This window comes from Thermogutta terrifontis, assembly GCF_002277955.1.
Classification (GTDB): Bacteria; Planctomycetota; Planctomycetia; order Pirellulales; family Thermoguttaceae; genus Thermogutta; species Thermogutta terrifontis.
Genome location: NZ_CP018477.1, coordinates 4,618,756 through 4,637,802 on the forward strand (window position 1 = coordinate 4,618,756; position 19,047 = coordinate 4,637,802).

Below are 19,047 nucleotides of genomic sequence, written 5' to 3' on the forward strand. Positions count from 1 at the left end.
CAAACGGAAAATACTGAATTTATTTCGCCATATAGCAACAGGATTGAGCCATGGCTGAGGAAACCTTCGAACCCAAAATTGTGGGCTTCCTGTGCAACTGGTGCTCGTACCGGGCGGCAGACCTGGCGGGCACGGCCAGAATTAAGTACTCGCCCAATGTGCGGATCATCCGCGTGATGTGCAGCGGGCGAGTGGACCCCGCGTTTGTGCTCAAGGCACTTTCCCTGGGAGCAGACGGCGTCATGATCGCTGGATGCCACCCCGGCGAGTGCCACTATATCGAACAGAATTACAAGGCCATGCGGCGCTACTACATGCTCAAGCACACGCTGAAGGCCCTCGGCCTGGAAGAAGATCGCATCCGGCTCGTGTGGGCCTCTGCTGCCGAGGGTCAGCAGCTTGCCGAGCATATCGACAAGTTTGTCGAAGACATCCGCAAGCTTGGCCCACTGAACTGGCCCGCCAACTGGCAGGAAAACGGAGAGCGCCTGCATGCCGTTGAAGCCATTGCCAAAGAACACGAAGAATCGCTGGAGGTGCTTCCATGAGTGACGGACAAGCCAAGGGAAAACTGGCGCTGTACTGGGCGGCGTCCTGCGGCGGATGTGAAATCGCCGTCCTCGCCATCGATGAAAAAATCCTCGAAGTGGCCAAGCACTTCGATATTGTTTTCTGGCCCTGCGCCACCGACGGAAAAGTCCGTGACGTGGAAAAGATGGAAGATGGTTCCATCGATGTCTGCCTGTTCAACGGAGGCATCCGTACCAGCGAACAGGAATACATGGCCAAATTGCTCCGCCGTAAGTCCAAGGTCCTGGTGGCCTTTGGATCCTGTGCGATAGAGGGTTGCATTCCCGGACTAGCCAATCTAAACACGCGGCAAGAGATTTTCCAGACTGTTTATGAGGACACCCCATCCACCGAAAATCCTCAGCACGTGACCCCCCAACACGTCACCGAGGTACCCGAGGGGAAGCTCTATTTGCCGATTTTTTACGACACGGTCTTCACCCTCGATCAGATTGTGGAGGTGGACTATTACCTGCCGGGCTGTCCCCCTGAAGCCGAACGCATCTGGGACGCCATCGTGGCAATCCTGGAGAACAAGCTCCCGCCTAAAGGCTCGGTCATCGGGGTGGACACAACAGTCTGCGATGAGTGCCCGCGCAAACGCACGGAAAAGAAGATCAAAAAGTTTTACCGCACCTGGCAGGTCATTCCTGACGAGGAAACCTGCCTGCTGGAACAGGGTATCATCTGCTGTGGCGTGGCAACCCGCGCCGGTTGCGGAGCGAAGTGCCCACGGGTCAACTCTCCCTGCATCGGTTGTTACGGGCCGAACACGGACGTGGTCGATTACGGCGCGCGGTTGATGGCGGCCCTGGCCTCCGTCATCGATTCCAACGACCCGGCAGAGATCCAGCGGATTATCGAAGAAGGGATTCCCGATCCGGTTGGAACGTTTTACCGGTTCAGCCTGGCGCACAGTCTCCTGCGAAGGAAACGAAAACTGCCAGCGCCGAGTGCTGTCCAGTGAGTGATTGACCCACCCGTTTCGGCGGAAGCCGAAACTATCAGGAATTAATAACCCAACATCGAGCACAGAACCTGAAAATAACCAGGTTGAGGAAGCCATGAAACGGGTAACGATTGATCCCATCACGCGGCTGGAAGGTCACGGCAAAATCGAGATCTTTCTCGATGAAAAGGGAGATGTGGCCAACGCCTATCTCCAGATCCCCGAGCTCCGCGGATTCGAGCGATTCTGCGTCGGTCGGCCGGTGGAGGAGATGCCCAACCTTACCGCCCGAATCTGCGGCGTCTGTCCCGAAGCGCACCACATGGCGGCCACCAAGGCCCTGGATGCTGTTTTCCATGTGGACCCGCCCGAGACTGCTAAAAAACTCCGCGAACTGTTCTACAGCATTTTCTTCGCCACCGATCATACCACCCACTTCTATGCCCTCGGCGGACCGGATTTCGTCGTCGGCCCGGATGCCCCCAAAGCTGAACGGAACATCCTGGGGGTGGTCAAGAAAGTGGGTCTGGAGATTGGCGGCCAGGTCATTAAGATGCGCCATGTGGGCCACAGTCTCATCCAAATGATCGGCGGACGCCGCGTGCATCCCAACTGGGGTCTGCCCGGCGGCGTCAGCAAGGGAATTACCGAAGAGCAGCGTCGCGAGATCGAAGCCGCCGGTCGCGAGGCCATCGAATTCGCCAAATTCAGCCTCGACCTCTTCGACAAACTGGTCCTCAAAAACAGTGATTACGTCTCCCTGATTACCGGAGACGTGTATGTTCAGAAGACCTACTACATGGGGACCGTGGATGCGAATAACCATGTCAATTTCTACGACGGTATGGTCCGCGTTGTGGGGCCCGACGGTAGGGAGCATGCCAAGTATCATCCCCGAGATTACCGCGAATATATCGCGGAAAGGGTCGAACCCTGGTCCTATTTGAAATTCCCGTACCTCAAGAAAGTCGGTTGGAAGGGCTTTGTAGACGGACCCGACTCGGGCGTCTATCAGGCCACCCCGCTTTCCCGACTGAACGCCGCTGACGGCATGGCTACTCCGCTCGCGCAGAAGGAGTACCAGAGGTTCTACGAGGTCCTCGGTGGAAAACCTGTCCACCACACGCTGGCCACTCACTGGGCGCGGCTCATCGAGCTACTTTACGCGGCCGAGCGGTGGGTCGAATTGGCGTCTGACCCTGCCATCACAGGCAAGGATTATCGCGTCCTGCCCAAAGAGAAGCCCACCGAGGGTGTCGGTTGCGTGGAGGCCCCCCGCGGCACTCTCACCCACCATTATGTGACCGACGAGCGCGGTCTGGTGGTGAAGGCCAATCTCATTGTGGGCACCACCAACAACAACGCGTCGATCTGCATGGCCGTCCGTCGCGCCGCTCAGAAGCTCATCCACGGATTTGAGATTCGCGAAGGACTGCTCAACCGTGTGGAAATGGCATTTCGATCCTACGACCCGTGTTTCGGTTGTGCCACCCACACGCTGCCCGGCCAGATGCCGCTGGAGGTGATCATTCGCAACGCAGACGGCGCGGTGCTGGAACGCCTCACCCAGTGCCTGGATTAAATCCTGTCGTTCCTTGATGTATTCATTCCGCCGCTCAGCGACGGAGAGTCCTCGAAACCACGGGGAGGCCCACCGGCCTCCCCGATGGTTTTTATGAGACATCGTCACCTAGCACACTGACGCTTCGGTCGGGCACCGCAAACCGCTTAAGGTGCATCTCGTCTGATGAAAACGCGTTCTCCTCTCGGAAACAGAATCGCGTGACGGCGCTTACCGCGGTGCGGGTCAAACCACCAACGCCAATAGCGCAACACTATGATGTTATTCGTGCGCGTGTTTGCTCGTACTATCCTTTAGAAAACCACGACTTGACATCGCACGCTCCGGTGGTAAACTGCAGATCAAAACGGAGGGACACATGATGGCCAAAAAGGGAACAAAAGTGGGCAGGTCTGGCAAAACACAAGGCTCGTCCAGGTCGACCTCCCAAACTGCGGTGTCAGCGGATCGTTTCGAACTCCGTGCCGATGTTTCGACGGGCAACTTCTGGTTCGATACCGGTCGCGTGATGCTTCTCAAGCTTTTCGGGGCAGGCACGCACGACGTCAACACCGTTCTTCAGGAACTCGTCGATCGGTTAGTCGAGCCCACCGGCAATAAAGGGGAATACTTCGATAAGACCACAAACTCCCTCAAGGAATACGACAAGAAAAACTGGGTTTTCCCGACCAATCTTTTCATCAAGGCCAATCCCAGCCCGCCGAAGGAAAAACGCCTCATCAACGGCAAAGAGCAGCTGGTTTTCCTCGAGCCTCCCCAATATTCTCTCAAACTCGATCTCAAGAAAAAGAAGGATCGTTGTGACATTTGCGGCCAAGAGGCCCCCGTGACTGACGCCACCATGTGGATGTTTCCCTTCGTGGTGGACCCGAGCAAGTTCGGCTGCTTCTACTCGGGAGCCAAACGCGGTCTCAAACTCTGCGCCTGCTGCGCCCTGGCGGGACTGGCCGGTTATCTGGGGTGGCTCTGGCGTGGCAGGCGAGATTGGCTCCATTTCTTTATATTCCACTCGGATATGCCGGAGCTCCGACGGCTCCATGAAGAGATATTGGAACACTTAAAACTTAAAGGTCAAAGAAGTGGAAACTGCGAGTGCGCTTTCGAAGGTCCCTACATCCACGAAACGACACTCGGTCTTTTGCTCACACTTTTCCAGTACGTCCGGGAGTCTGACAAACTCCCTGAGGAATCGCGGCAATTGCTCAGCGAATTGCTTGGAGCGGAGACCCTCGCAGGTCCGCCGCCCATGCGACTTTACGCCGTGACCGGCAAGCCCGGCCAGGCGTTCAAAATGAATATGCTCTGCGAATTCTCCCAGCTCCATCGTCTGTTTCGGTTCTATGAAAAATGGATAGAAATCATTCAGGGTTTAAACCTCAAAGACGACAAGCCCCACCAACGTCTGGAAAAAATCTTCGGGCAATTTTATGCCCGGCAGGGTCAAAAGTACGAAACTCTGTGGCGGGACAAAATCGCCTGGGCGATTCTCGAGTTCTCTGACCCCACACCCTTCATCGAACAATTCCTCTTCGATGTGTGTGCCCGCGCTGAAGAATCGGACAGGCATTCCCGCGGGCTGCTTCACGGAACACTGAACGTGCTGATTCCCTATCTGGCGGAGGTCATGCAGATGGATGAGAAATTTCAAAAAGTCCTGGCCGGCTTTGGACATTCGCTCGGCACGAAGGCTTCCCAACAAAATGAGATGGGCCTGCTCTATGCCCTTCGTAACGCCAAGAATCCCGAGGAGTTCTATCGCGTCCTCAATGACGCCCAGTTCCGCCTGCAAATCACCGTGCCCGGTGATCTGCTCCGCATCGAGCGTCAGGAGCGCATCGCCGGTGTGCCCTGGGTTCGGGTGAAAACCCTCCTCGCCATCTATGCGATGAATGCCTATCTCCGCAAGGGGAAAGAAACGACTGAAGACGCTAATGATTCTGACTTGACCACTCAGGAGGATAACGCATGAGCAAGGCGATTGTCATTGGATACCTCACAAAGGTGTCGGCTGCCAACATCAACGCTTCCCATAACGAAGGGAACGTGATGGTCACCAAGAAAGTGACCCTGCCCGATGGAAGCACCCTGCCCTATATCTCCGGTCAGGCCCTGCGCCGGATGCTCCGTGATCGTCTGGAAGAGCTGGGATATCCGCTCTCGGAACCGTTCTGCCAGGTCAGCGGCCAGCAGGTGACGCCGCCGGTTCGTCCCTGGGAGTTTCCGGATGAGGATCTCTTCGGCTACCTCGATCCGTCGGGCGGTTGGCGGCGGACTTCCCCTGTCCGCGTCTCGGCCGCCGTGGGTTTGTTCCCCTTCCAGGGCGATCGTGATCTCGGCACCCGCTCGTTCGAAAAGTTCGGACAAAAGATGGAAAGCGGCGGGAATATGTTCGAAACCGAACTTTACGCCAACCTGTTCAAAGGCAGCGTGCTCGTGGAGCTGGATCGGGTCGGTGTGTTCCGCAACCTGGAAGTGGACGTGAAAAAGGCCCCCACCCAACTCGAGGAAAGAAACTCAGGAAACGGACGCATCGAAAAAGTCCTGCCCGCTGAGGAGCGACGCAAGCGCCTCCAGGCCCTCCTGGAAGCCTTCAACATCCTCTGGGGTGGAGGCCGCACCGCCCGCATGCTGGCCGATCTCTCCCCCAAATTCCTGGCCTATGCCCGTCTGTCCGTGAAACATCCCGTGTTTCTGGAAGCCCTTTCCGCCGAGTACGAAAACGGCAAATACCTCCTGCACACGGCGCCCATCATCGCCGCACTCAAAAAGTTTGAAGGCCGCTGCGAAAAACTGATCTTCGGCCTGGAAGACGATGTCTTCGGAAATGCCGAAGAAGTCAAACAGACCCTCCAGAATTATGGCGAAGTGCTCAGCACGCACGAGGCAATCAACCAGGCCAAGAAAGATGTGGAAACGCTATGGAGCCAGTCCTGATCGTCAGTGTCTCGGCGCCGGTGGCCTCTTTCCGGCGACCGCTCGACCATAACTACCAGCGGACCCTCCCGCTTCCACCCCCGACCACCTTGCTGGGGATCGCCGGTGCGGCGCTCGGGCTGCCGGATCGCGAATTGTGGGATCCTCAAGCCGGATGGAGCGACTTGCGGGTCTCCACCTGGATGGACGAGCCGCCCGGCAAAGCCAGGGATATGTGGACCGTTCTCAAAATCATCAGCGGAAAACTCGGAGAGCGCTCGCCCTACTTTCGCGAACTCCTCTTTTACGTTCGTTACAAACTCGCCTACGGTGGAACCACATCCCAGTTGGAGGAGCTCGCCAGGGCGTTTCGCGATCCCGTGTTTCCACTCTCCCTGGGCCGGGATGACGAGCTGATGTTTGTCGAGGACGTCACGCTTTGCCACGCGGAAGCCGGCGACTCGGTCTTCGGCGGTACCGTCCTTCCCTGCGATATCCGCAAGATTCCCCGGCTCAAGCCCGCGCTGGCCCCGGGCACGGCTTTCGAACCACCGCTCGTGGAACGCCTTCCCGTTTCCTTTGAAGTCGATAAAAAGGGCGTCCGCCATCCCCAAAAACTCCAGTTTTTCAGTTTCCTGCCGCCGGGCGTCCAAATAGAGGTTCCAAATCTCGCTCCTTTACAGTGCGCGGGGCAGAACTTCGTATGGCTCAACTCCTCGCCAAACCAGATACCCTCTTAATCGAACATCTCCGGGCAGTGGTTGATCTGGCGGTCCAGCTCGCCGACCGTCTTCAACTTTCCCCTCCGCTCAAAACCAAGGCCCTTCTGGCCGCGGCGCTCCATGACGTGGGGAAAGCCACCCCCGATTTCCAGGACTATCTCCTCGGAAAGACTTCCCACGCTTTTCCCCACGCCCTCACCGCCTTACCCTTCGCCCTGCTGGTGGAAAATGCCGTCAACCGTCACCTGGGCATCTCACTTCAGCAGTATGAAGCCACCGCTGCTGTCCTCTCGCATCATTCCCCCTTGTCACCAAATCTCTACAGAACGTACATAGACTGTCGGCCTCCCCAATTTCACCCGGATATCGAGACGCTCCTCTGTGACCTTGCCTCGCTTCTGACCAGCCTCGGCGTGCCGCTCAACGTTCCTCCCCACACTCTTCTCCAGCGAGCGCTGCTTTTCAATAATCCCGCTCACATCCTGGAAAGCCGCTACAAAATTGGCCAGGAAATCAGATCCTTCCGCGGCATTTTACAAACTTCACCCGTGGAGAATTTCGCCCCCGTCAAGTGCGTTCTGCAGCTCGCCGACTGGCTCGCCTCCGCGGGCAAGGCTGATACCTCCTCCATCTGCCTTGACCGAACCGAGGAACTGGTCCGCCAGCACACGACCCGCCTTACCGGTTCGCTTCATCACTTTCAACAGGCCGCTGCCGCCAGCACTGCGCAGCCACTGCTCTGGCTTCGCGCCCCCACCGGCTCCGGCAAGACGGAAGCCCTCCTCCTCTGGGCCTCCAACGCGTCCCGGATCCTCTATCTTTTGCCCACCCAAGCCACCACCAACGCCATGTGGCGTCGGCTGCGCAGAATTTTCGGTGTTAACAACGTGGGACTCGCCCACGGGCGGGCTTCCTATTTTCTCCGCGAAGAGTCCGAAGAAGACCCCCGCGAGGCCCAACTTTTCGGCTCCGTCTTTGCCAAACCCGTTACCGTCGCCACACTCGACCAGTTCCTCCTCGCCCATCTCCACTGTCGGCACTGGGAAATCCGTCGCATCCTCGCCCAACACAGCGCCGTCATCCTCGATGAGATCCACGCCTATGAGCCGTACACCCTCGGGTTGCTCCGCAGGGCCCTGGAAAAAGAGCCGCCACAGCGCCTCGCACTGGCCAGCGCCACCCTGCCCGATAGCCTCCTCCAGCTTTTCCCCACTGGCCAGCTCGTGGAAGCAGAACCGGAACTCTGGGCCAAACGGCGCCACCAGGTCGCCTGTACCTCGGGCACGCTGGTCGAAGACGGTGTCGATCACGCCCTTCGCCTCGCCGCGGAAGGACGTTCCGTCCTCATCGTCGCCAACACGGTCCGCGATGCCCAGCAGATCTTCCGCCGCCTGAAGCCCCAGTGCGACGATCGTCAGCTCACCCTTCTCCATTCCCGCTTCTGCCTTCGGGATCGTCGCCTCAAGGAAAAGCACATCACCAGCCCCAGCCCGGGATCCATCCTCGTCTCCACTCAGGTCGTCGAGGTCAGCCTGGACATCTCCTACGAGGCCATGCTCACCGAAATCGCCCCGCTGGACGCCCTTGTCCAGCGCCTTGGCCGCGTCAACCGCTATGGCAGCAAGCCGCCCGCACCGGTGATAGTCTATCAGGCACCCTCCCAGGGGACCGAGCGGATCTATGGACGGCAGATCCTCGCCTGGAGCCACGAACTACTCCAATCCCTTTCGCCCAGGCCCACCGACGCCGAACTGCGACAAATCGTCGCCCAGCTCTATGATCAAATCATCGCTTCTCCGGATTGGAACGACGAAATCCAGGCCGGCGCTCAAACCGTGGACGAAATCCAGCACATGCTTGGCTGCTGCACCATCGATCTTTCCGATCCGGAACTGGCCGGCCGTTTCACCGCCCGACGCGGCACCATCTCCATCGACGTCCTCCCCGCCGAGTTCGTGGACGAAGCCTACCAACTCGTGGAGAAAAAGCGACACTCGCGGCTACCGGAACTTCTCGTCCCCGTTCCCATCCACTGGATCAAAATATTCCGCGACCACTTCACCCCCGACCGCGACCTCAACCTCCTCATCGCCAATCTCTGTTATTCCTTCGACGAGGGACTCGTATTACCTGATGAAAGTTCTCCTCCATCAGGCGGAGTAATCATCGAATGACACGTCACATCACTGGCATAACGCCGCGAGCCCTCTCTGAGGAAGAACTGGACCTTCTCCGCGTCAACGGCACGAAGGTCAACTACTGGGCCATTTGCCCAAGAAAACTCTGGTTTTTCTCCAAGGGTATCACGATGGAACACACTTTCGATCGCGTCGCCCTGGACCGTCTTTTGCATCGGGAAAGCTACCGCAACCTACCGCGACGCGACGTTCTCATTGACAACCTCATTCGCCTGGATGTCCTGGAGGGCCAAGAAAAAGTCCTGGAAGTGAAATACTCCCGAAAATTCTCCGACGCCGCACGGCTCCAGGTGGCGTATTATCTGCTTTATCTCAAACATCTGGGCGCCGGCGATCTGGTCGGCGAACTCCGCTTTCCCCGCGACCGCCGCCGCGAAGAAGTCCGCCTCACTCCCGACCTGGAGGCCAAGCTCGCCGAAGCCCTGCGGAATATTCGGGAAATTGAAAATTCACCCCGGCCCCCAGATGTGGCGTTTCAATCCTATTGCCTCCGTTGCGCGTACGCCGAGCTCTGCTGGGGATAAGGAGATGCAAGCACCGAACGCAACCAACCGCCGAGCGATTTGATGGAAACACGTCTCGAACCGAGGACAAATGCAATGGCCGAAACCTACTACATCTTCCGCAGTGGACGACTCCGGCGAAAGCACAACACCCTTTATCTCGAATCTCCCTCAAACAACGGCGACAGCCAAAAACACCCTCTCCCCGTGGAGAATGTCCGCGACATCTACCTGTTCGGAGAAATCGATCTGAATACCAAGCTTCTCCGCTTTCTCGGCCAAAGACAGATCACCGCCCACTGCTTCAATTACCACGGGTTTTATGTAGGCAGTTTCTATCCCCGCGAACGCAACGTGAGCGGCGATCTCCTCGTCCGCCAGGTCGAGGCTTTCCTCGATTCCAATCGCCGTTTATTCCTTGCCCGTCAGTTTATCAAGGGCGCCCTTTTTCACATCCTGCACAACCTCCGCTATTACCAAAATCGCGGTAAAGACCTGGCCGACATCATCGCCACCGTCGACGCCCTGGCCGCCCAGATTGACGACGCCCCCGATATTCCCTCCCTGATGGGCCTGGAAGGCCGGGCACGCGACACCTACTATCAGGCCTTCACCCTCATCATGAATTTGCCCGAACCCTTTGAAAAACGTGTCCGCCGACCACCCAATAACCCCATCAATGCCCTCATTTCCTTCGGAAACACGATGCTCTACACAGCGGTCCTCACAGAACTTTATGTCACCCAGCTCAACCCCACGATCAGTTACCTCCATGAACCCTCCACCCGCCGATTCTCTCTCGCCCTGGACCTCGCCGAAATCTTCAAACCGCTCATTGTGGACCGACTCATCTTCCGACTGTGGAACAAACGCATGATCACCGACAAGCACTTTGAATCCGTGGGCAACGCCCGGGGCGTCTATCTCAACGAAGAAGGCCGAAAAATCTGGGTCCGCGAATTCGAAAAACAACTCAGCGAAACCGTCCAGCACCGCAAACTCAAACGATCTGTCTCGTACCGCCGCCTCCTCCGCCTGGAGGCCTACAAACTCGTTCGCCACCTCCTGGATATGGAACCCTACGAATCCTTCAAAGCCTGGTGGTAACCATGTACACTATTGTCGTTTATGATGTCGAACAGCGACGCGTCGGCAAAATTTGCCGCTACCTGCGACGCTATCTGAATTGGGTCCAGAACAGTGCTTTCGAAGGCGAACTCACGGAACATCAAATCGAAGAAATGACCGCCGGCCTCCGCCGTATCATCAATCGCGATCAGGACAGCGTCTATATCTACCAGATCCCGGAACGCCGATGGTGCACACGCCGTGTCGTTGGCGTGGAAAAAACCAACCTCGATACCGTCCTGTAGCCTGATCCAAAGGGGACCAAACCATGCGGGTGCGCATCACCTTTAACTCCCTGCAAAAGTCCATCCCCCTCCCCTGGCACTACCCCGCTCAGCTCCAAGGCCTCCTCTTCCGCTGGCTCCGCGCCAACGACCGCAAACTCGCCCGACTCCTCCACGACGTGGGATTCGTCTACCAGGGACACTCCTACAAACTCATCGTCTTCTCTCACCTCCGCGGCACATTTGCCAAGGCCGCAACCGACAGCGTCTTTCTCGATCCCCCACTCCGCTGGTGGATTTCCTCTCCCCTCGACCCCATCGTGCAAAGCCTCGTGGGGGGACTCTTCGGCCGACCGTATGTCCGCCTGGGACAACAAACCCTCATCATCGAACGCGTCCAGGTCGAAGACCTCCCGGATTTCTCCCACCCAACCACCTTCTACACCCTCTCCCCCGTCGTGGTCTCCACATGCCAGGATGGCCCTGACGGTCCCCAGAAAATCTTCCTCTCCCCCGACCAACCCGATTTCGTCCGCGTCATCCGCGACAACCTCCAGCGCAAGGCCTCCCTGCTGGGGATCAATGCCCCGGCCAATTCTCTCGCCATTCAGCCCGGTCGCCTCCGCAGCCGCCTCTTCCAGCTCCATGGCGGCTCCATCCGCGGCTGGGAAGGGGAGTTCCTCCTGAGCGGCCCGCCCGAATTAATCCGCGTAGCCTACGAAGCCGGATTGGGTGAACGTAACGCCCAGGGCTTTGGGATGCTTGCCTGCCGGCAAAAAGCATTCTAAAAGCCCCCAGACCCCAGCAATTCGCCCCTTGGCGCTGCCATTCAGTAAGCGTCTCCTCCCTGACGTGGCGACACGCCGGAGTGAGCCCCTCGGCCGAAATACCGATCTGATGGTCGGGCGTACCGTTTACCGGGTACCAGCCGGCGGGTGGGCCGGACTCGGCCCCTTTTCCCCTCACACGAGGGGTGAGCCTCACCAGCCCTTTTGTTCGATGTACCGCATACCATCCACTTGTGGGGGTTGACAGGGTTTGTGTCGGTTTGTACGCTTAGTTGCAGTCGATCTCCTGGGAATTTCGCACGACCGGCGATCGACTGCAAAACAGGGGGTGGAGGGAGGGTGGAAAGCCCGGAAAACATCGGCTTTCCGGGGAGGGTCTTAATCGAACCAAGTTGGGATTGAAACTTAAATCGCCCTTTTCAAAGGTTCCAATCTTACAATCAGTCTTAATCGAACCAAGTTGGGATTGAAACAAGACATCAACACATGAATGTCAGGAGGATACAAAAATAAGTCTTAATCGAACCAAGTTGGGATTGAAACAGGTTTATTGTCAAGCGTGAAGGTTTATTTTTTTCCGTCTTAATCGAACCAAGTTGGGATTGAAACGCTTCTTTTTGCGATTCTTTCATGCTCTCGCTGGAATCATGTCTTAATCGAACCAAGTTGGGATTGAAACCTCTCATCTGCGCGCTCCTTATGCTAGATGCCAAGTTCACGTCTTAATCGAACCAAGTTGGGATTGAAACTTTGGATGATCGAATCCGGTTTCCTGTTTCCTGTCTGCCAGGTCTTAATCGAACCAAGTTGGGATTGAAACGGCCTTCACACAACTGTTTGGTAGGCATCGCAACAACGTCTTAATCGAACCAAGTTGGGATTGAAACGAGGAATAATCCCCTTTAAAGAAGGATGCTGCATCCGTCTTAATCGAACCAAGTTGGGATTGAAACTTTTTTTTGCGCTCATCACGTGTCTCTTTCGCACTGTTGTCTTAATCGAACCAAGTTGGGATTGAAACCGGAGCATGAGCAAATAGCCGACCCTTCCAACGTTGACAGTCTTAATCGAACCAAGTTGGGATTGAAACGGAAGTGAGCCACTACCTGGTCGAGGACTTGGTTCTCGACGTCTTAATCGAACCAAGTTGGGATTGAAACTTGTAATAGCGAAAAAGCCCCCGTCTTCGCCTCCAAAACCACGTCTTAATCGAACCAAGTTGGGATTGAAACCGTGTTGCGGATATGCTAGCATTCCTGAATATGCCCGTCTTAATCGAACCAAGTTGGGATTGAAACAGTTGCATTTTCACGCTCCACACGTGCGTGAAAATATCCAAGTCTTAATCGAACCAAGTTGGGATTGAAACCGGGATACAGTGTGGACGGCACCGTCCGGGCACCGGGTCTTAATCGAACCAAGTTGGGATTGAAACGGATTATTTGGCGCCAACTGTTTGGCGCCAAATTTTTCGTCTTAATCGAACCAAGTTGGGATTGAAACACACGAACGACATGCGAGTTGATTCGTAGCAACGTGTCTTAATCGAACCAAGTTGGGATTGAAACGCAAACTGCTGAACTGGCTAGTTGTCCCTGAGCTTGAGTCTTAATCGAACCAAGTTGGGATTGAAACTTGCTCTAGCTAACCACCAACACGCTGTACCTTGTACGTGTCTTAATCGAACCAAGTTGGGATTGAAACAACCATCCGTCCTGTAAATTTCTCCATCAAGCTTTTGTCTTAATCGAACCAAGTTGGGATTGAAACCATAGCGCTCTGTGTGATGAGCTTATAAAAAAAGTTGTCTCAATCGAACCAAGTTGGGATTGAAACAACGATTGTTCGATATTGTGAGCAACGTCCAGGTGTGGTCTTAATCGAACCAAGTTGGGATTGAAACAGTCGCCAGGCTGAACAAGGAAAAGGTGGAAGCGACTGTCTTAATCGAACCAAGTTGGGATTGAAACCTCAAACTGCGATGCGCCGTCACGCAGCTTCGCGACAGCAGTCTTAATCGAACCAAGTTGGGATTGAAACGCAACGTTTGGGCTGCCGCGATCCCGCCCTGAGCTGCGTCTTAATCGAACCAAGTTGGGATTGAAACATAGATTCAGCTCCTCGCACGCGAACTCGATGAGCGGCTGTCTTAATCGAACCAAGTTGGGATTGAAACTTACAAGCGCCTCCCAGTCCTCGTCGTCCTTGACGAGGAAGTCTTAATCGAACCAAGTTGGGATTGAAACTTAAAATAGTAATAACGGGGTTTTTTGTTTCCCACACGTCTTAATCGAACCAAGTTGGGATTGAAACCGGGGCGGCTGCGCGGGCCGGCCGCGGCCTCCGGCTGTCTTAATCGAACCAAGTTGGGATTGAAACACCGCCGACAGTACCGAATGTGGCTTCCTGGACACCGTCTTAATCGAACCAAGTTGGGATTGAAACTGTTAGAAAGTTCAGTTGGCTTCCCACCGTGCTTGAGTCTTAATCGAACCAAGTTGGGATTGAAACCTGCCACGGAAGCCAAGCCAAGTACATCTTCTCTGGGTCTTAATCGAACCAAGTTGGGATTGAAACTTTTAAGCACGAGCACAAGCTGGGGACTGGGTGCTTGAAGTCTTAATCGAACCAAGTTGGGATTGAAACCTGGAAAAGTGTATTACCACCAATGGCCTTTCCAGGTCTTAATCGAACCAAGTTGGGATTGAAACTAACTGAGAAACTATCATGATAGATAAGCAACAAGAAGTCTTAATCGAACCAAGTTGGGATTGAAACAGGGCCTGGCCGGGTTGGGCCTATCGCGGCCGAAGCCGCCAGTCTTAATCGAACCAAGTTGGGATTGAAACGAGTTAAAAGCGAGTGGCGAGTAGCGAGTCGCGAGTAGTATTCCTGGTGTGCGTCGAACGGAGATGCGCAGCGCTCGTTAGTCGTGAGCCGTCAGATAGCTTGGAACTGAAAACAGAAAACAATCGCGTTTGCGGAGACAATCGGCGGTCTACTGAAAAACCGATTGTCCACTTTCACCACTCGCCATTCGCCATTCGCTACTCGCCAAAACAAATAGAACCAAGTTGGGATTGAAACGAATAAAGGGGCGAATGGCGAATGGTGAATAGCGAATGGTAAGCATCGCGGCCGGGGACGCATAACGTCGATCAGAAGTTCATGCCCGGTGGGCGCCCGTTCTTTCTCGTCCACACTGCCGTTCCAACCCGATTCGAACTAGCCTTCCAAGTTGACGGTACGGGCAATTCATGAATTGCCCCTACTAGTGACCAGCTTCTGTGTTCGCGGCGAGACACCGCAAGCGCTAAGCTGGTGAAGGCTAAAGCCTTCACCAAAAAGCGGCGATGAATCGCCGCACTCCATGGAGTGCGGGGCTTTAGCCCCGCTTTCCGCGCGGGACTTCAGTCCCCCGGCAAAGGCAATGGATGATCCAACGTTAGTCGGCGGACCCGACAAGCGGGTCCCTCCGAGAGACCGTTCGGTGAGGCACGCTTGTCGTGCCCGGGGAATAACAATGGATAATCCAACATCATGAAGCGCACGTGACAGGCACGTCCCTCCGAGACACGGACCTGACAAGCAGGTCCCTCCGAAAAAGCGGACCCGACGAGCGGGTCCCTCCGAGAAGCGGACCTGACAAGCGGGGCCATACGACGTTGTACGGGCAATTCATGAATTGACCCTACCGGCGGACAGCAGATGGTTAAGATACCTGTCGGGCATCACAGAAGGATGATCCATTCGGGCGAGCTTCGCTGAAGGCATCCCAAAAAGCGAGAAAGTGCATGGAAATCCCATCCGCACGGTTGTGGAACGGACAGCACGGTGGGTCCAGTCCCAGAGTCACCATCTTCTTTTTCTTCCTCGGCAATTTGACACGACAATTGCCGTTCGGGGATTCTCCCCTATTATGAAAAAAGCACACCGGGCGCCCAGTAAACGGCGTTGGCCGCGATCTCGCACCTGTTCAATCCATAAATGGAGTGCTCATCATGGTCGAACCGAATCAAACCCAGCGGAAGAACGCGGAATCGGCTGCCCCGAGCTGTTCGCCGTGTCGGGGCCAGCCCATAAGGTTGGAGTTATCCGAGGCCCAGGCCCTTCTGAATCAGCTTGATGGTTGGGAACTCGACGAGTCGGCCCAGCGGATTAAAAGGCAGTGGCGGATGGCGGATTTCGTTTCTGCCCTGAAATTTTTCAATCAGGTGGGAGAGATTGCTGAATCGCTGGACCATCATCCCGATTTGCATCTCGAGCGCTACCGCCACGTGCGGATTGAAATCTGGACACACTCCGCGGGAGGTTTAACGCAAGCCGACTTTCACCTGGCCAGCCGGATCGATGAACTCGCCCGCACGCTCGGGATTTCGTGAAGCCGTCTCCAAGTTCACCAGCCGGCCATCAGAGCGGCGGATCGGTCACTCCCGCGTTTCATTCGGGATCTTTGGACTGGAGCGTATGAACTTCAGTGAGTCGAGGCGGATTTCCGCATTGGAGGTTGTGCACGGGTCGAGCCGTAGCTCCGTGACCATTCCACGCCATAGAGGATGTCCCGCAAGATCCAGGCGATAGGTGTGAAGCTGCCCATCCGTGACCACCTCGACTTTCGCGCTGGCCTCCTCGCGGAAGGGGGCATTGGGCGGACACCAGAAAATCTGCAGGATGTCGCGAGCCTTCGGAGAGCGAATCGCCATTCGGATTTCCATCCCGGAAAACTCGCTTGCCCGCAGTTTGGTTGTCGTTTGCAGGGCTGGGTCATCGCTGGTGGATTGGGTAGTAAGGCAGCCCTCTTTCACGACAGGGGGTGTCAGTCCCATCATCGCCGACCAGCCTTCGGTGTCACCGGCTGTGACGAAGTCCCACTCGGTGCGAACCGGTGGTTCCTCCACAGTGGTGAATTCCGGCAACGGCAAGCCCACGTCCTCCGGACCGAAATTCCGTGGCGCGGGGCTGTCGGGACAGAAAACGCGGCGGATGGCTTCCAGGTGGCCGAATCCATATTTCTTGTGCGGTTCGCAGAAAGAACCCTCGCCAAACTCGTTCCAGGCCTCAACGAGGAGCACTTTGGGTTGACCCGTCTCATCCACAAATTGTTTGGCCTGGCGGAGGTGGGCCTCAAACGCTTCTGGCGTGCAATCAGTGAGGACGAGGGCCCGATCCCCGTGCCACGGACGGGAATCCCAGCCCGCACTCACAGGCGTGATCACCGGCATGAGTCCGGCCTCGGCAAGCGGCCGCCACCAGAGCGTGTTGTAGTTTCGCGCGACTTCGGCAAAGGGCACCCAACTTCGGCCCTCGATCCCGCATGAAGGCCAGTTGTACCCGGTGACGGCATCAAATCCCATCTCCTTCATTTCCTTGAGGACGCCGGGGGTGCCGCATCCCGCCACAAGAATCTTCCCCACGCCCGCCTCCTCCGTCATGCGGTGCCACAGATCGATGGCCTGACGCGTTCCCTCGATCCCCAAGTCCCGTTTGAGGGAATGAACAGAAAAGATCACGAGCAACGGCCGGCCGTCAATTTTAAAATATTCGGGACGCCGGAAATAATTTTCTATCCAGTATTGGCACACGCGTCGGTTATCCTCCGCGCTGTGTTCACCGGGACCGAAGTGATTCGCCCAGAGCAGGCAAAACTTGAGAAGGTTGCGATACCGGGATTGGAGGTAGCCGTCATGAAGGGCATGATTGAGCCGCTGCTCTCCCTGTCGCCAGTACCAGTCGTAACAGAAAAAAGTGATCCCGTGTTCCACGGCCCACTTGATTTGCCAGTCGATCACCTCGGGGAGTCCTTCTCGGTAAAAGCCTAGCACCGGCCGGCGTTCAGGAAACGTCACCAGCGGAAGCCACGAGGCTGGACGCCCCCAACCGGGAAAATAGTAAACGCCCACTTCATATGGCCCACGGATCGGCTGCGGGGGCGGAACGTATTCCGCTTTCGGAAGGTGCAGCTCCGGCAGAAACGTCTCCACGCACTCTGATTGCAGCGCAACGGGGTGGGTGACGAGAAGTTTCAGCCGGCACTCGCCTTCGCGATGGCTCTTCACCCGCCAGACAAGTGATCGCATATCGCCGTAGTCGATAGGTCCAGTCGCCTGTTCTGCGGATGCAGGTTCTGTAAGCTCCACACCATCAGGAAGGATAAGTTTGGCGCGAACGGCAGGGACCATTTCACCGCCGCGGTTGGTGATCTGGGCGACAACGTCGCATGTCTGTCCCACCCGGGGGAGTGCCGATTTGATGAAAAAGTTTCTTATTTCCAGGTCGGCGGGTCCCGCTGGTTCCTCAGTCAGCTTAAACCATCTGATGCGGAGATGGACGGGCTTCTCGGCGGTCGCTTCGAGCCCCAGGTAAACGATGGGTGGTTGCCAGCCTTTGGCGCCGGCGAGCGGGACATTGTAAACCCGCGGGGCCTTTCCCGGAGTTAAAGGAAACTCCTGCGACTGAAGGCCGTTGACTTTGCCCGATGCCCAGATCAGCCGAGCCATCCCTGGCTCCTCCACAGCCATCTGGAATGCGGCGAAGGCCATCACCTCGGTAACCTCGACGGGCGGCGCGACCAGACGGGAACCGGGTGGCAGAACGACGTGAAGTCCGTCCTCATCCACCCACAATTTGCCGTCACCCTCAATGCTCCAGCCCGCCGGGTTGTCGCGGAAGGTCCAATCGGGAGCGACCGGTTGTGCCCTTGAACCGAGTTCAATAATGTGAATAAAGTCGATGCGATATTCCGCGGGCTCCTGGCCCCCTTGCAGACCGGGAAGATCAAACCGCAGACGCAGGAGTTGCCCCTCGGCCTGCCAGAATGGACGAACGCGGTAGGTATGCCAACCGGCGCTGACGTGAAACGGGGTGTGTTTTTCGGGGGAAAAACCGCCATATTGCGTTTTGGTGGTGTTGGTCCAGAAGAACTCGGCGGTTCCATCGCGTGGGGCCCACAACCGAATTTCGATGACCTGAGTGGGGGTTGTCGCCAATGGCGGATCGAAAACCTCGTGGACGAGGATTGGATCCCAGTCCACCACTGTGGTGCGCAAGACGCCCTCTGCCACCTGCGTGTCCCGGAGATGCCCTCCCGGGCTCCAGCCCTGCAGATTGCCCGGCTCATCGAAATTCCATTCCCGCAACACCTCCTCGCCATTCGCGGCAGAAACTCCCGAAGCAATAACCAAACTTCCCAGCGAAAGGATCGTGAAAAGCCAGCGCGCACACCGAACTGCCATCATGGTGGAACTCCAAAGAAAAAGCCCGGGCTGTCTGCTCGGTGTTTTTGACAAAGAACATTCGGTTGCGCGGTCCCATTTTAACAGCATGGTTGCAGCGAGGCAAAGAATCGCGAAGAGGGGCGTCTTCCGCGGCGTTCGACGAACCCCGGAGAGGCACGCTTGTCCGCCGGGTGAGAGGAAATGGATGATCCAACGTTACTCGGCAGACCTGACAAGCAGGTCCCTCCGAAGAAAT

13 protein-coding genes and 1 CRISPR repeat array are annotated in these 19,047 nt (G+C 56.5%); of the genes, 12 read left to right on the forward strand and 1 reads right to left on the reverse strand.

The genetic code is table 11. The features are described 5' to 3' along the window. Nucleotides 1-50: 50 nt before the first annotated feature. From THTE_RS17100 to THTE_RS17155, 12 genes are all read left to right on the forward strand, one after another. The gene (locus tag THTE_RS17100) at nt 51-548 is read left to right on the forward strand and encodes a hydrogenase iron-sulfur subunit (protein ID WP_095416583.1); all 498 of its coding nucleotides are present in this window, start codon (nt 51-53) and stop codon (nt 546-548) included. Further along, entirely contained in the window at nt 545-1,537 is a 993-nt protein-coding gene (locus THTE_RS17105) for an NADH-quinone oxidoreductase subunit B family protein (RefSeq protein WP_095416584.1), read from the forward strand. Before THTE_RS17100 ends, THTE_RS17105 begins: the two co-directional genes overlap by 4 nt. Nucleotides 1,538-1,634: 97 nt before the next feature. Further along, nucleotides 1,635-3,101: a Ni/Fe hydrogenase subunit alpha gene (locus tag THTE_RS17110; RefSeq protein ID WP_095416585.1), complete on the forward strand. Its 1,467-nt coding sequence runs from the start codon at nt 1,635-1,637 to the stop codon at nt 3,099-3,101. A gap of 358 nt (nt 3,102-3,459) precedes the next feature. Further along, entirely contained in the window at nt 3,460-5,070 is a 1,611-nt protein-coding gene (locus THTE_RS17115; RefSeq protein ID WP_207651734.1) for a hypothetical protein, read from the forward strand. Then, complete coding sequence (gene cas7i, locus THTE_RS17120; RefSeq protein ID WP_095416586.1) at nt 5,067-6,035, forward strand: type I-B CRISPR-associated protein Cas7/Cst2/DevR; 969 nt, start codon at nt 5,067-5,069, stop codon at nt 6,033-6,035. Before THTE_RS17115 ends, cas7i begins: the two co-directional genes overlap by 4 nt. Continuing rightward, the gene (gene cas5, locus THTE_RS17125) at nt 6,020-6,754 is read left to right on the forward strand and encodes a CRISPR-associated protein Cas5 (protein WP_095416587.1); all 735 of its coding nucleotides are present in this window, start codon (nt 6,020-6,022) and stop codon (nt 6,752-6,754) included. The genes cas7i and cas5 overlap by 16 nt, the downstream gene beginning before the upstream one ends. Continuing rightward, entirely contained in the window at nt 6,718-8,910 is a 2,193-nt protein-coding gene (locus THTE_RS17130; protein ID WP_095416588.1) for a CRISPR-associated helicase/endonuclease Cas3, read from the forward strand. The genes cas5 and THTE_RS17130 overlap by 37 nt, the downstream gene beginning before the upstream one ends. Next, a complete protein-coding gene (cas4, locus tag THTE_RS17135) occupies nt 8,907-9,458 on the forward strand; it encodes a CRISPR-associated protein Cas4 (protein ID WP_095416589.1) in 552 nt (183 codons plus the stop codon). Before THTE_RS17130 ends, cas4 begins: the two co-directional genes overlap by 4 nt. Before the next feature lie 75 nt (nt 9,459-9,533). Continuing rightward, complete coding sequence (gene cas1b / locus THTE_RS17140; RefSeq protein ID WP_095416940.1) at nt 9,534-10,544, forward strand: type I-B CRISPR-associated endonuclease Cas1b; 1,011 nt, start codon at nt 9,534-9,536, stop codon at nt 10,542-10,544. A gap of 2 nt (nt 10,545-10,546) precedes the next feature. Further along, entirely contained in the window at nt 10,547-10,810 is a 264-nt protein-coding gene (gene cas2 / locus THTE_RS17145) for a CRISPR-associated endonuclease Cas2 (protein WP_095416590.1), read from the forward strand. A gap of 23 nt (nt 10,811-10,833) precedes the next feature. Next, nucleotides 10,834-11,577: a CRISPR-associated endoribonuclease Cas6 gene (gene cas6 / locus THTE_RS17150; RefSeq protein WP_095416591.1), complete on the forward strand. Its 744-nt coding sequence runs from the start codon at nt 10,834-10,836 to the stop codon at nt 11,575-11,577. A gap of 375 nt (nt 11,578-11,952) precedes the next feature. After that, a CRISPR array of direct repeats spans nt 11,953-14,426; the repeat unit is 30 nt; unit sequence GTCTTAATCGAACCAAGTTGGGATTGAAAC. Nucleotides 14,427-15,578: 1,152 nt separating this feature from the next. After that, nucleotides 15,579-15,959: a 4a-hydroxytetrahydrobiopterin dehydratase gene (locus THTE_RS17155; protein WP_095416592.1), complete on the forward strand. Its 381-nt coding sequence runs from the start codon at nt 15,579-15,581 to the stop codon at nt 15,957-15,959. 45 nt (nt 15,960-16,004) lie between these two features. Here the strand turns inward: THTE_RS17155 and THTE_RS17160 are convergent, their stop codons facing one another. Continuing rightward, on the reverse strand, nt 16,005-18,812 hold the full coding sequence (locus THTE_RS17160) for a glycoside hydrolase family 99-like domain-containing protein (RefSeq protein WP_157732205.1): 2,808 nt from the start codon (nt 18,810-18,812) through the stop codon (nt 16,005-16,007). Between the last annotated feature and the right edge of the window lie 235 nt (nt 18,813-19,047).

What these genes read in the sequence shown, in the direction of transcription:
- THTE_RS17100 (WP_095416583.1), top strand. Translation starts at nt 51, where the DNA reads ATGGCTGAGGAAACCTTCGAACCCAAAATTGTGGGCTTCCTGTGCAAC.
- THTE_RS17105 (WP_095416584.1), top strand. Translation starts at nt 545, where the DNA reads ATGAGTGACGGACAAGCCAAGGGAAAACTGGCGCTGTACTGGGCGGCG.
- THTE_RS17110 (WP_095416585.1), top strand. Translation starts at nt 1,635, where the DNA reads ATGAAACGGGTAACGATTGATCCCATCACGCGGCTGGAAGGTCACGGC.
- THTE_RS17115 (WP_207651734.1), top strand. Translation starts at nt 3,460, where the DNA reads ATGATGGCCAAAAAGGGAACAAAAGTGGGCAGGTCTGGCAAAACACAA.
- cas7i (WP_095416586.1), top strand. Translation starts at nt 5,067, where the DNA reads ATGAGCAAGGCGATTGTCATTGGATACCTCACAAAGGTGTCGGCTGCC.
- cas5 (WP_095416587.1), top strand. Translation starts at nt 6,020, where the DNA reads ATGGAGCCAGTCCTGATCGTCAGTGTCTCGGCGCCGGTGGCCTCTTTC.
- THTE_RS17130 (WP_095416588.1), top strand. Translation starts at nt 6,718, where the DNA reads ATGGCTCAACTCCTCGCCAAACCAGATACCCTCTTAATCGAACATCTC.
- cas4 (WP_095416589.1), top strand. Translation starts at nt 8,907, where the DNA reads ATGACACGTCACATCACTGGCATAACGCCGCGAGCCCTCTCTGAGGAA.
- cas1b (WP_095416940.1), top strand. Translation starts at nt 9,534, where the DNA reads ATGGCCGAAACCTACTACATCTTCCGCAGTGGACGACTCCGGCGAAAG.
- cas2 (WP_095416590.1), top strand. Translation starts at nt 10,547, where the DNA reads ATGTACACTATTGTCGTTTATGATGTCGAACAGCGACGCGTCGGCAAA.
- cas6 (WP_095416591.1), top strand. Translation starts at nt 10,834, where the DNA reads ATGCGGGTGCGCATCACCTTTAACTCCCTGCAAAAGTCCATCCCCCTC.
- THTE_RS17155 (WP_095416592.1), top strand. Translation starts at nt 15,579, where the DNA reads ATGGTCGAACCGAATCAAACCCAGCGGAAGAACGCGGAATCGGCTGCC.
- THTE_RS17160 (WP_157732205.1), bottom strand. Translation starts at nt 18,812, where the DNA reads ATGATGGCAGTTCGGTGTGCGCGCTGGCTTTTCACGATCCTTTCGCTG.